The organism is Halomonas sp. G11 (assembly GCF_001663515.1).
GTDB lineage: Bacteria > Pseudomonadota > Gammaproteobacteria > Pseudomonadales > Halomonadaceae > Vreelandella.
In genome coordinates this window covers 89,470-101,930 of sequence record NZ_LYXG01000043.1, presented here as the reverse complement: position 1 = coordinate 101,930, position 12,461 = coordinate 89,470, and the positions used below count along the sequence as shown (strand labels likewise).

11 protein-coding genes and 3 tRNA genes are annotated in these 12,461 nt (G+C 58.3%); 7 read left to right on the top strand and 7 right to left on the bottom strand.

The window, feature by feature from the left end:
• Positions 1-109: 109 nt before the first annotated feature.
• From phaC to ADS46_RS17520, 3 genes are all read left to right on the top strand, one after another.
• Positions 110-1,957 (top strand): class I poly(R)-hydroxyalkanoic acid synthase, encoded by a 1,848-nt coding sequence (gene phaC, locus ADS46_RS17530; protein ID WP_066322292.1) that lies wholly within the window; start codon positions 110-112, stop codon positions 1,955-1,957.
• Positions 1,958-2,188: 231 nt separating this feature from the next.
• Positions 2,189-2,641, top strand: coding sequence for a copper chaperone PCu(A)C (locus ADS46_RS17525; protein ID WP_066322289.1), 453 nt, complete (start codon positions 2,189-2,191; stop codon positions 2,639-2,641).
• Between the two features lie 25 nt (positions 2,642-2,666).
• A complete protein-coding gene (locus ADS46_RS17520; RefSeq protein WP_066322287.1) occupies positions 2,667-3,245 on the top strand; it encodes an SCO family protein in 579 nt (192 codons plus the stop codon).
• Between the two features lies 1 nt (position 3,246).
• Here ADS46_RS17520 and ADS46_RS17515 read toward each other — a convergent pair whose 3' ends face one another.
• The 6 genes from ADS46_RS17515 to miaB all read right to left on the bottom strand — a co-directional run bounded on the left by ADS46_RS17515 (position 3,247) and on the right by miaB (position 9,124).
• Positions 3,247-3,588, bottom strand: a complete 342-nt coding sequence (locus tag ADS46_RS17515) for a hypothetical protein (RefSeq protein WP_066322372.1) — start codon at positions 3,586-3,588, stop codon at positions 3,247-3,249.
• A gap of 58 nt (positions 3,589-3,646) precedes the next feature.
• A complete protein-coding gene (gene lnt, locus ADS46_RS17510) occupies positions 3,647-5,113 on the bottom strand; it encodes an apolipoprotein N-acyltransferase (RefSeq protein ID WP_066322285.1) in 1,467 nt (488 codons plus the stop codon).
• A 42-nt stretch (positions 5,114-5,155) separates the two neighbouring features.
• The gene (locus tag ADS46_RS17505) at positions 5,156-6,046 is read right to left on the bottom strand and encodes an HlyC/CorC family transporter (protein WP_066322283.1); all 891 of its coding nucleotides are present in this window, start codon (positions 6,044-6,046) and stop codon (positions 5,156-5,158) included.
• A 101-nt stretch (positions 6,047-6,147) separates the two neighbouring features.
• Positions 6,148-6,615, bottom strand: a complete 468-nt coding sequence (gene ybeY / locus ADS46_RS17500; protein ID WP_066322280.1) for an rRNA maturation RNase YbeY — start codon at positions 6,613-6,615, stop codon at positions 6,148-6,150.
• Positions 6,612-7,694: a PhoH family protein gene (locus tag ADS46_RS17495; protein WP_066322273.1), complete on the bottom strand. Its 1,083-nt coding sequence runs from the start codon at positions 7,692-7,694 to the stop codon at positions 6,612-6,614. The genes ybeY and ADS46_RS17495 overlap by 4 nt, the downstream gene beginning before the upstream one ends.
• 86 nt (positions 7,695-7,780) lie before the next feature.
• Positions 7,781-9,124 (bottom strand): tRNA (N6-isopentenyl adenosine(37)-C2)-methylthiotransferase MiaB, encoded by a 1,344-nt coding sequence (gene miaB, locus ADS46_RS17490; protein WP_066322267.1) that lies wholly within the window; start codon positions 9,122-9,124, stop codon positions 7,781-7,783.
• A gap of 179 nt (positions 9,125-9,303) precedes the next feature.
• Between miaB and ADS46_RS17485 the strand changes: the two genes are divergently transcribed.
• The 4 genes from ADS46_RS17485 (at position 9,304) to ADS46_RS17470 (ending at position 10,210) form a co-directional block, all read left to right on the top strand.
• Positions 9,304-9,379, top strand: a tRNA-Asn gene (locus ADS46_RS17485).
• A gap of 35 nt (positions 9,380-9,414) precedes the next feature.
• Positions 9,415-9,490: transfer RNA gene (locus tag ADS46_RS17480), tRNA-Asn, on the top strand.
• A 47-nt stretch (positions 9,491-9,537) separates the two neighbouring features.
• Positions 9,538-9,613, top strand: a tRNA-Asn gene (locus ADS46_RS17475).
• Between the two features lie 234 nt (positions 9,614-9,847).
• Positions 9,848-10,210 carry a metalloregulator ArsR/SmtB family transcription factor gene (locus tag ADS46_RS17470; RefSeq protein WP_066322265.1) on the top strand — a complete coding sequence of 121 codons (363 nt, stop codon included), beginning with the start codon at positions 9,848-9,850 and terminating at the stop codon, positions 10,208-10,210.
• Positions 10,211-10,282: 72 nt separating this feature from the next.
• Here the strand turns inward: ADS46_RS17470 and ADS46_RS17465 are convergent, their stop codons facing one another.
• Positions 10,283-12,379 (bottom strand): carboxy terminal-processing peptidase, encoded by a 2,097-nt coding sequence (locus ADS46_RS17465; protein WP_066322261.1) that lies wholly within the window; start codon positions 12,377-12,379, stop codon positions 10,283-10,285.
• Between the last annotated feature and the right edge of the window lie 82 nt (positions 12,380-12,461).

Genomic DNA, 12,461 nt, shown 5'->3' with positions numbered 1-12,461 from the left:
TGACCCGATTGATCGCGGCGCCCAAGGGCGCCGCGCCTATTTTGAGTCTTTGATTACCTGCCATCATACGGGTTGCGTATGGGTTGCGCGCCGGTAGAGGAGAATGAAGATGTCAGCAGAGTGGGAATTACCGCCCCATGGCCTGTCTCAAGAAGAGCTGGACGCCTGGAACGCTCAGCTAAAAGATATTGGTGAGCAGTATCAAGGTCTCATGCAGGATCTATTATCACGCATTGCGCCCAGCGAAGCGGCCGACTCCGTGTATAGCGATATGCGGGAAAGCTTTGAAGCCGGGGCGCAATCATTAATGCAGAACCCGACGCTATTATGGCAGACCCAGGCACGCCTGCTGCAGGACCAGTGGCTGCTATGGCAGCAGGGCATGCGGGCAATGGCCGGTGAAGAGGTATCGCCATTGGTCACGCCGGAGAAGGGTGACCGGCGGTTCAAGGATGAGGCCTGGACCCGGGAACCCCACTTCATGGCCATCATGCAGCAGTATCTGCTGTTTTCCCAGATGGTGGATGAGCTGGTGGATAGCCTGAGCGGCATGGACGAAACCCATAAGCGCAACCTGGCCTTTTACGCCCGCCAGGTGGTCAACGCCATGTCGCCGACCAACTTTGTATCGACAAACCCCGAGGTCATGCGTCGCACGCTGGAAACCAAGGGACAGAATCTGGTGGAAGGTCTTGAGCGGCTGCGCGAAGACCTGGCCAATTCCGCCGAAGGCATCAACGTCCGCATGACCGACCGCAGCGCCTTTGGCGTGGGCGAGAACATTGCTGTTACCCCGGGAGCGGTGGTGTATGAAAATGAGTTGATGCAGCTGATCCAGTACACGCCCACCACCGAAAAAACCTATAAAACACCGCTGCTGGTCGTGCCGCCGTGGATCAACAAGTACTACGTGCTTGATCTGCGCCAAGATAATTCAATGATGAAATGGCTGGTCGATCAGGGGCACACCGTGTTCCTGATCTCCTGGCGCAACCCGGGTCCGGAACAGCACGACATTACCTGGGCTGACTACATGCAACTGGGCCCGATCACCGCCATGGAAGCGATTGAAAAAGCCTGCGGCGAGAAGTCGGTCAATCTGTTGAGTTATTGCGTTGGCGGCACGCTTGCGGCATCAACCGTGGCCTATCTCACCAGCACGCGGCGTGGTCGCAAGGTCAAATCGGTGACCTACATGGCCACTTTGCAGGATTTTCGTGATCCCGGCGATATCGGCGTATTCCTCAATGAACGCGTCGTAGAGGGCATTGAAGAGAGCATGCAGTTGAAAGGTTATCTAGACGGGCGCTCGATGGCCTATACCTTTAACCTGCTGCGTGAAAACGATCTTTTCTGGTCGTTCTACATCAATAATTATCTGAAAGGTGAAACCCCGGCCGCCTTCGACCTGCTCTACTGGAACACGGACGGCACCAACCTGCCTGCCGGTACCCATGCCTGGTACCTGCGGCACATGTACCTGGAGAACAAGCTGGTGGAGCCCGGTGGTATCGAACTGGACGGGGTGAAGATCGATCTCAGAAAGATATCGGCGCCCAGCTATTTTGTGTCGGCCAAGGAAGACCATATCGCCAAGTGGAACAGCTCCTACTACGGTGCGCTGTTGCCCAAAGGGCCAGCCACCTTTGTGCTGGGTGGCTCGGGGCATATTGCCGGTATCGTCAACCCGCCGCATAAGCAAAAATATGGCTACTGGACGAACGATCAACTGCCTGAAAGCCATGACGCCTGGTTTGAGGGGGCGACCTTCAATGAAGGGTCGTGGTGGCCCCATTGGCAGGCCTGGATCACCGAAAATGGCTATGCGGACCCGGACCCGAAAAGAATGGTTGCCGCACGCCAGCCGGGTGAGGGCGAGTTAAGCGTGATCGAGCCCGCCCCCGGGCGCTATGTCAAAACCACGATTCCTGAGGTGTTGGGCGAAATACCTGAGTAGTCTACCGGTACGCCTTTTAAACCAAACGCCCTGCCCATTGGTAGGGCGTTTTTCATTGGGGCAGCCGTCGACTGACACGATGTCGCAGTCGGGTTGCACAAAGCCGCGATCCCGCTATGGTAACGATGCGTCAATAAAGCGTGTCGTCACCACGCGGCGGTGTCTTGCGTGCTTTATAATGGTCGACCGGTAAAGGGCCTGAACGGCCCCTTCCTTGAATGGAGAAATATCATGGTAAGCAATCTTTTCACGACTTCCAGGCGCTGGATAGGCGGTCTCGCGGTGGCCTTATTAACCGCTGGTCATGCCTACGCGCAGGACGTGCAGGTGACCGATGCGCGGGTAAGCTTGCTGCCCGGCGAGCAGCCGGGGGCCGGGTATTTTCAGCTCTATAACGCGGGTGACGAGGCAGTGATCCTGGTCGGTGCTGAAAGTGATGCCTTTGAAAACGTCGAGCTACATGTCAGCTCTGATCAAGACGGCATGGCGCATATGCACGCGGTTGAGCAGGTCGAGATTGCCCCGGGGGAGCGCTTTGCGTTTGCGCCCAAGGGGCATCACCTGATGCTGATCGGTCGCCAGGCAGCGCTGGAAGCCGGGGACGAAGTAGACGTGCGGCTGGAGTTCAGCGATGAGCAGCGCCTGTCCGTTACCTTTGACGTCGTATCGCCAGCGGCACTTTAAGTGTCTCTCATGCAGGAAACCTTCTATGTATAAAGGCTTGTTGGCGGTACTTGCGTCACTCTGGCTCGTCGGCTGCGTCGATACAAACTGGCGCACGGCAGAGACCCACGAGATCATGCCACCGCTGGATTTCTCGCTGGTCGATGAAAACGGTCAGGCGGTAGAGGCCGAGGATTACGCTGGCAAGGCGACACTCGTCTATTTCGGCTACACCTTCTGCCCCGATGTATGCCCGATTACGCTGGCGAGGCTGGCGGGCACCTTGAACCGGCTCGACGATGACGTGCGCGATGATCTCCAGGTGCTGTTCATTACCGTCGACCCTGCGCGCGATACTCCCGAGGTCGTCAAGCGTTATACCGGCGCCTTCGGCGACGAGTTTATCGGCATCACCGGTGAACGGGCGGAGATCGACGCGCTGACCAACCGCATGCGCGTGACCTACGAGTACGAAGCGCCCAACAAGCGCGGTGACTATATCGTTACCCATACCAGCGCGGTGTTCGCGTTTGATCGCGAGGGTGAGGCCCGGTTTCTGATCCGCGACAGCCATCCGATCGCTGACGCCGTTGCTGACATCAACCGGCTGGTGACGGAAGGCTAGTTTACTGGCAGGCGACGGAGAGACTACAGCGCGACTTATAGCGTTGTGACGCTATATCCAGGATCACTTCGTCGCTTTGCGTATCGTACATGAACGACGCGTAGCCACGGTCAGATGAGGCGGTACGGTACAGCCCACAAATGGTGTAGCCGTATTGCACTTTCTGCAGCTTGGCAAGCTCGATGCCACCGGGCGCATCGAGGGTTTGCGACAGGGCGCGCTGAATATCATCGTCGACATTGCTGTCGGATAATACCTGTCCGCCAAAAATGGCGCCGCCCAGCAGCAAGGCCAGGACCAGCGGAAGCGCGACGAGCAATACGAAGGGGCGAGATTTAAGCATGGCCATACCTGTAACGGCGTTGTCGACACCCGGCCGCGTACCGGCCGGAATGTCCATTTTACCGACGGCGAGCTTGCGGCACACCCACCAGCACCATCAGTGCGGCTATAAACCACACCGGCCAGCTACCCAGGCGGGTAAACGGCGTTAGCCCCTGGGTGGCGTAGAACTCGCCGGTGAGCGACGTGGTCTCGAACTGGGGGGCACGTTCGACGATGTGGCCCTGGGCATCAATGATCGCGGTAATGCCGTTGCTGGTAGCACGTAGCACGTAGCGGCCATTTTCCAGCGCTCTGAGCCGTGCCATCTGCAAGTGCTGGTGCGGGCCGATCGAGGCGCCAAACCAGGTGTCATTGGACAGCGTCATCAACACATCGCTGTCCCTGGCGCGGCTGGCCACCAACTGCGGGTAAATGATTTCATAGCAGATGGCATTGCCGATGCTGACCCCCGCGGCCTGCATTGGCGCCTGATCGGACTCGCCTTTGGTAAAGCTCGACATGGGCAAATTGAAAAAGTCGATGGCGCCGCGCAGCAGGCTTTCCAGCGGCAGGTATTCGCCGAAGGGCACCAAATGCTCTTTTTGATAGCTGCCCTCGACATCGCCCACGCCCACCACGCTGTTGAAGTAGCGCTCGTCGATATCGCGCTGGACGATGCCGGTCATCAGCGCCGTGTCGGGGGGCAGATTGCTTTGTACGCGCTCAAGCACCGGGCGTGCCTGGGTTTCCATCATGGGCAGGGCTGTTTCCGGCCACACAATCAGGTCAACGTCATCAGCGACGTCCCGGGTCAAATCGCTGTAGATGTTGGCGGCATTGCGCTGGCCTTCAGGGGTCCATTTTTCCAGCTGAGGAAGGTTGCCCTGCAGCAGTGCGACCCGCGTGGGTGTTTCGGCGGGTGTGGTCCATTGCGTAGGCAACGCCAGTGGTACCAGCCAGATAGCCGCCAGTGGTGCGAGCGTCCACCATTGACGGCGCAGCAGCAGCGCCGCGCCGAGTGCGCCACTGAGGGCAACCAGCAGCGATAGCAGATAAACACCGCCGATGGGTGCCCAGGCAGCCAGTGGCGAGTCCACATACCCTGACCCCAGCAATAACCAGGGAAACCCGGTGAATAGATAGGTGCGCAGGACTTCTCCCAGCACCCAGATACCGGCAAAGCTCACGAGCGCCAGTCGGGGACCGGTAAAGCGGCGGTAGAGCCATAGCGTGCCGGCGAAAAATAGGGCCAGTACGCAGACGAACAGGGCGGTGAGAAACAGCGCAAGCGGTACGCCGGTATAGCCGTAGTCATGAATCGATACGTAGACCCAGGAAGCACCACTGCCAAACAGCGCCACCCCGTAGAGCCACCCCTTGAGGGCCGCCTGGGCAGCGGTGAGCTGATGAGTGCCCGCGTACATCAGGCCTGCGGCCACCGGCCCCAACCACCATAGCTCAAATGGCGACGCCGTCAGCGTAGTGAAGCCGCCAGCCAGCAGTGCGGCGATTAGCTGTCGATACACAGCTGGGATGCTACCCATAGCGAGATATCCTTATGTCCGGGACGGGGTGAGGCGTGAAAGCTAGGTGTCGCTCTGCTCGTCGTCGCTGCTGTCAGGGCGATGTTCCCGGTAGGCCTCAAGCAGGCGGATGCGGCGGTTGTCGGCGTTGAGGACCTCAAAGCGCCAGCCGCCCAGGTGGGTATATTCGCCGCGTTGCGGCAGGTGGCCAAATTGCTGCATTACCAGCCCGCCGATGGTATCGAATTCATCGTCAGAGAACTGGGTGTCGAAGTGCTCGTTAAAGTCATCAATGGTGGTCAGCGCGCGGATGGCATAGTGCTTATTTTCCAGCTCGCGAATATCCTCTTCCTCGTCGGCGTCATGCTCATCTTCGATATTACCGACAATCTGCTCAAGAATATCCTCGATGGTAATAATGCCCGCCGTGCCACCGTACTCGTCGACCACAACCGCCATGTGGTTATGGGTATCGCGGAACTCTTTAAGCAGGCTGTTGAGCCGTTTGGATTCAGGAATGAACATCGCCGAGCGAACGATATCAGCCAGTTGAAACGCATCGCGTTCGGCCTGGGTCTGGGAAAGCAGCGGCAACAGATCCTTGACCAGCAAAATGCCTTTTACATCGTCAAGGTTTTCGCCAATCACTGGATAGCGCGAGTGGCCGGTCTCTTGGATGAGCGCCAGGTACTCTTCACTGGTCTGATCAAGGGTGATCGCCGAGATCTGCGAGCGGGGGATGAGGATTTCGCGAACCTGTTGGTCGCTGATTTCCAGTGCGCCTTCAATGATCATGATGGCGTCCTGGTCAAGCTTTAAACGCCCCGCCGCGTGGCGTAGAAATTCCAGTAACTCATCGCGGGAGCTGGGTTCGTCGTTGTCGCCCGAAAGGGCGCTAAAGAGTTTCTCGAGCCAGGATCGTTGATTGGCGTTGCTCGATCGGTCTTCGCTCATGCAGGTAATCTCTTGTTGACGGACTCAGGTAGCGTGATTCGAAAGGACGTTTTATCACTGACCAGGGGCGCGGTGCCAGTTCAACGTATGGGCCTTAAGTCTCATATGTCGCCAATATAGGGGTCGGTGATGCCCAAAGCGGCAAGCAGCTCACGTTCACATTGCTCCATCACCTCGGCGTCTTCCTCTTCAATGTGATCATAGCCCAACAAATGCAAGGTGCCATGGATCACCATATGGGCGTAATGGTGCTCGAGGGCTTTACGCTGCTCTTCAGCTTCTTTGACAACGACGGCATGGCAAATCACCAGGTCGCCGAGTAATGGCAGCGTTATGCCTGGTGGGTTCTCAAACGGAAACGACAGCACGTTGGTGGGCTTATCCTTGCCCCGATAATCGTAATTGAGTGACCGGCTTTCATCGGGATCGACAAAACGCACGGTCAGTTCCTGGCGTGGGTCATCGGGGTGTCGGGCAAGCACATCGCCCACCCAGCGGGTGAGCTGTGCCTGCGTCGGCAGGTGCTGATCGTCGATGGCCGCCTGGCGGTCGATCACGATGCCACTCATCGTGAGGTGTCCCCCTGGCCTTCGCGGCCCTGCAGGCGGGCTTCCCTCTCTTGCTGGCGGGCTTCCCGGCGGGCGCGCTCCTCGGCTTCCTGCTGGGACTCGAAGGCGTCGTAGGCTTCAATAATGCGCTGCACCAGCGGGTGGCGCACCACATCCTTGGCGGCAAAGTGGGTAACGCCAATCCCCGCGGTGTCTTTCAGCACGTCGAGCACCTGGATAAGGCCCGAGCGCTGCCCCTTGGGGAGGTCGACCTGGGTGACATCACCGGTAATCACCGCGGTGGAGCCAAAGCCGATACGCGTCAGGAACATTTTCATTTGTTCGGGCGTGGTGTTCTGGCTCTCGTCCAGGATGATATAGGCATTGTTGAGCGTCCTGCCGCGCATGTAAGCCAGCGGGGCAATTTCGATCACCTGGCGTTCGATCAGTTTGGCAACCTGCTCGAAGCCGATCATTTCGTAGAGCGCATCGTAGAGCGGGCGCAGGTAAGGATCGATTTTCTGGGCGAGATCGCCAGGCAGAAAGCCGAGCTTCTCACCGGCTTCCACCGCCGGACGGACCAGTAAAATACGCCGCACTGCCTGCTGGTTGAGTGCTTCCACTGCGGCGGCGACGGCCAGGTAGGTTTTACCGGTACCCGCCGGGCCAATGCCGAAGTTGATGTCGTGTTCGCGAATGCTGGTGACGTAGCGCTGCTGATTAAGGCCACGGGGCTTGATCATGGTACGTGGTGTACGCATGATCACTTCACCGCTATCGCCTTCCGTATCGCCGTCTTCCTCCTCCAGCGCTTCCAGGCCGGATTCCTGGAGAAACAGGTGGACCGTGTCGGCCGATACTTCTTCCGCCGCCGTTTCACGGTAGAGGTGTTCCAGCACGTTGGCAGCGGCTTTGATGCGATTGGCAGGCCCGGCCAGCTGGAACACATTGCCTCGGTTGCGCAGCGTTACGTCCAGGCGGCTTTCGATCAACTTCAGGTGCTCATCCTGCTGACCGCACAGGCTGGCAAGGCGCTGAGGGTCATTGGGTTCAAGGCTTAACGTGGTAATGCGATTGGCCTGAGGCGATGGCTGGCTCAAGAGTGAAAAACCTGTCGGTTGATGGGTGTCAATGTCAGCTTACTGCCCCAAGCGGTGTTGGGGCAATTACCTGGGATAAGCGATGTTCAATAACGCTCGGGGGAGGCGAGTTCGCCGCGCAGCGAATTGGGCAGGGCCTCGGTGATTTCCACGTCCACGAAGTAGCCGATCAGCTCGGTGGGGTTGGCGGCGCGGAAGTTGACCACCCGGTTATTTTCCGTGCGCCCGGACAGCTGGCCTGGGTCTTTTGGCGAAAAGCCGGTGACCAGGATGCGCTGGGTGGTGCCCACCATGCGACGGCTGATTTGTCCGGCCTGCTGGAGAATACGCGCCTGCAAGATCGCCAGACGTTCTTTCTTGACGCTTTCCGGTGTTTCATCCTCGAGGGCGGCGGCAGGCGTGCCGGGGCGCGCCGAGTAGACAAAGCTGAACGAGTGATCGAAGCCGATGCGATGGATCAGGTCCATCGTTGCTTCGAAATCCTCTTCGGTTTCGCCGGGGAAGCCGATAATGAAGTCGGAAGAAAAGCTGATGTCCGGGCGGTTGGCACGAATCCGCTCCATCTTTTCGATATAGGCCTCTGCCGTGTGGCCACGCTTCATCGCACTCAAGATGCGGTCCGAGCCCGATTGCACCGGCAGGTGCAGGTGGCTGACCAGCTCGGGGATATCGGCGTAGGCATCCACCAGGCTGTCAGTGAACTCAACCGGGTGGGAAGTAGTGAAGCGAATGCGGTCGATCCCCTCGACCGCCGCGACACAGGCAATCAGTTCGGCAAGGTCGATCTCATCGCCCAACTGGTTTTCACCCCGGTAGGCGTTGACGTTCTGGCCGAGAAGGTTGACTTCGCGCACGCCCTGGTCGGCGAGGTGAATGACCTCATCCATCACCGCTTCAAACGGCCGCGAGACTTCTTCGCCGCGGGTGTAGGGCACCACGCAGAAGGTGCAGTACTTCGAGCAGCCTTCCATGATCGATACAAAGGCGGTGGCACCGTCTGAAGTCGGCTTGGGCAGGTGGTCGAACTTCTCGATTTCCGGGAAGGTCACGTCCACCGCGGCAATTTGATTGTCGCGGCGTGCATCCAGCATGGACGGCACCCGGTGCAGTGTCTGCGGGCCAAACACCATGTCCACATGGGGCGCACGCTTGCGCAATGCTTCGCCTTCCTGGCTTGCAACGCAGCCACCGACGCCAATAACCAGATCAGGGTTGGCGTCCTTGAGTTTTTTCCAGCGTCCCAGTTGATGGAACACCTTTTCCTGCGCTTTTTCACGAATGGAGCAGGTGTTGAGAAGAATGACATCGGCTTCGCGCTCGTTATCGGTCAGTTCGAGCTGATGAGAAACGCCGAGCATGTCCGCCATACGGGAGGAGTCATACTCGTTCATTTGGCAGCCGTGCGTTTTGATGAAGAGCTTCTTCGCCATCGGTACCTGTCATCTATGGGTCGTCGGAAGGACGAGGGATGAATGAAGTGTCGTTGCGCCTGGGCGCGAATGATTGGGTGCATTATACGGACACAACCAACAGGCGGCTAGCGTTGACGCGGAATCGATGCTTGACCGTTACGTTTCTATCAGTATACTACGCACCGTGTTTGAGCAGTTCCCCGATAGCTCAGTTGGTAGAGCAAATGACTGTTAATCATTGGGTCGCAGGTTCGAGTCCTGCTCGGGGAGCCAATGAACTGATCTCAAATACGGCAATAACAGATTGTTCCTCGATAGCTCAGTTGGTAGAGCAAATGACTGTTAATCATTGGGTCGCAGGTTCGAGTCCTGCTCGAGGAGCCAAATTGCCCCGCAAGATATTTTCCTACCGTTCACGGTAGTCCTATTGTTCCCCGATAGCTCAGTTGGTAGAGCAAATGACTGTTAATCATTGGGTCGCAGGTTCGAGTCCTGCTCGGGGAGCCATCTAGCGTCTGTTTTCCCTCCTTCTATGACGCCAGCCGTTAATCGATTCCGCCTGTTCTTTCGTTAGTTCTTCTTTTGTTAGCTCTCTTTGACGCTGCTATTTAGGCGCCTGCTGCCTTGTGGTGCATGGGGTGTTTCTGCGTGGCTGCTTAACGCTTGGTGTCGGCGGCTTTGCCGTTAATCACGCCGGTGGCGTAAACTATCCGCATTATTGATCTGGTGGGAATAATCGTCTTGGGAAAATCCACTCCGTTGAACGCACTGCAGGTATTCAAGTGCCTGAGCGATGAAACGCGTCTGATGCTGGTGCTGCTGATTGCCCATGAGCAGTCGCTGTGCGTGTGTGAAATGACCTATGTGCTTGAAGAGTCCCAGCCCAAGGTGTCGCGCCATCTGGCGCAACTTCGCCAGTGCGGGCTGCTGGTGGACCAGCGGGACGGGCAGTGGGTGTATTACCAGCTGGCGCCGCAACTGCCGACTTGGACACGGCATATTATCGAGTCGGCACAGCAGGGCTGTACGGCCCAATTGGCCCGTTTGACACAGCGCCTGGCTGCCATGGGCGACCGGCCAACACGGCGAGCTGCGCTTTGCTAGTCGGCTAAAAACAGCGCCGGTGCCACTGGGGCACCGGCGCTGTTGAAGCCTTTCCTTTTGACGCTTATCCGCTTACCGATTGACGAACCGCTGGGTACTTTCCAGATGGGCGTAATCGAGCAGAACTTCGGCGGCTTCCAGCACGTGGGCACGCTCTACTGAGGTGGCATCATCCTCCTCGTCGGTATTGCCGTCTTCACTGTCGTTGTCGCTCAGCGCGGTGGCGTCGCGAGCATCGGTCCACTCTTCCAGTTCTTCAAGTCCCAGGGCACGACGCCGCTGGTTTTCCAGCGCCAGCTGCTCGGCTTCCTGAGCCTGGGTTTCACGCTCGCGCTGCTCACGATTCAGACTGACACTGGTATTCTGCTCGCGAAGCTCCCGGGACAACTCGGATTGCCGCTCCATGTAGCGGAAGTTGGGGTTGTCCTCCGCACGATTCTGGTGCGCCGACTGTAGCGCATCAAGGTAGCGTTCCGGTTCCCCGTACCGCCGGTACTGGACGTCCTGAACCGTGTCCCATTCCAGGGCGTGGTCCAGGCTGCTTTCGCCAATGCGCTCAGGGTCGATCAGGCTAGGGAACTCGATATCGGGTTCGACACCGCGGTTCTGGGTGCTCTCGCCGGAAATGCGATAGAACTTGGCACGGGTCAGCTTGATTTCGCCGTGGCTCAAATCGTTCAGCGTCTGCACCGTGCCTTTACCAAAGGTCTGGCTACCCATCACGATACCGCGGCCATAGTCCTGGATGGCGCCAGCGAGAATTTCTGACGCCGAGGCTGACAGCCGGTTCACCAGCACGCCCATTGGGCCATCGTAAAGCGTGCCAGCTTCACTGTCGCCGTAGAGGTTGATGCGCCCGTCAGCGTCGCGAACCTGAACGGTGGGGCCGCGGTCGATAAACAGGCCGATCAGCGAGTTGGCTTCCTGAAGTGCGCCGCCCCCGTTGTTACGCAGGTCGAGCACGATACCTTCCACATCCTGGCGTTTTAACTGCTCGATTTCCTTGGCGACGTCGCGGGTAGTACTGCGGTAGTCGTCCTCACCTGCCTGCCAGGCGTCGAAGTCGACATAAAAGGTGGGGATTTCGATCACCCCGAGGCGGTGAGTGGTGCCATCACGTTCGATATCAATCACTTCGCTCTGGGCGGCCTGATCTTCCAGGTCAACCGTATCGCGAGTGATTTCAACGGTTTGTGAGCGGGTCATGTCGACCGCCTGGGCGGGCACGACATCCAGTTTCACCACGGAACCTTTCGGGCCGCGAATCAGATCGACCACGTTGTCCAGGCGCATGCCAATCACGTTGACCATCTCGCCGTCTTCCTGGCCGACGCCAATAATCCGATCGGCGGGCTCCAGTACGCCGGCACGCTCGGCGGGGCCACCCGCAACCAGGCTGGAGACTTTGACATATTCGCCGTCGGATTGAAGCAGTGCACCGATGCCTTCAAGCGACAGACTCATTTGAATGTCGAACGATTCTCCCTGGCGGGGTGAGAGGTAGCTGGTGTGCGGATCAATGGTGCTGGTCACCGCGGCCATGATCAAACCAAAGACGTCTTCCGGTTCGGTTTGCTCCAGGCGGGAAAGCTGCCCTTCGTAGCGCTGGCGGAGATTCTCGACAATCTGTTCGTCGTCCTGGTCGCTCAAGGCAAGCGTCAGGGCATCATTTTTCAGCCGTTTTTGCCACAATGCATCCAGTTCGCGCTGACTCTCGGCCCAGGCGGCGTCCTCGCGGTCAAGCTCGAGGCGCTCGTTGCCGTCGAAGTTGAACGTCGTGTCGTCATCCAGGTGTTCAAGCAGCCATTCAACCCGGGCGGTATGGCGCTCGTTAAGGCGGTTGTAAAGGGCAAACGCCTCATCCAGGTCGCCGTCGAAAAGCGTATCGGCGAGGTCGGTTTCCAGGTGGCGATAGGGCTCAATGTCGCTGCTGAGCAGGTAGGCCCGTTGGCCATCCAGGATGTCCAGATAGCGGCCAAAGGCTTCTTGTGACCAGGCTTCGTCAAAGCTGACATCGGCGTAGTGGCCATAGCGAAGCGAATCGGCAATTTCGACCGCCGCCTGGCGCTGTTCTTCGGTCGGCTCCAGTTGCGCTATTGCCATCGGGCTGGTGACGACCAGCATGATGGTTAGGGCGACTGAGCGCGAAAGCGTTGCAAACAAGCTCATCAGTCAAGCTCTCCCGGATTTGTGTACACTCATGCTTTCCTAGACCCGCATCTGACCAATGAGTTGCGAAGGCCGAGGGAGC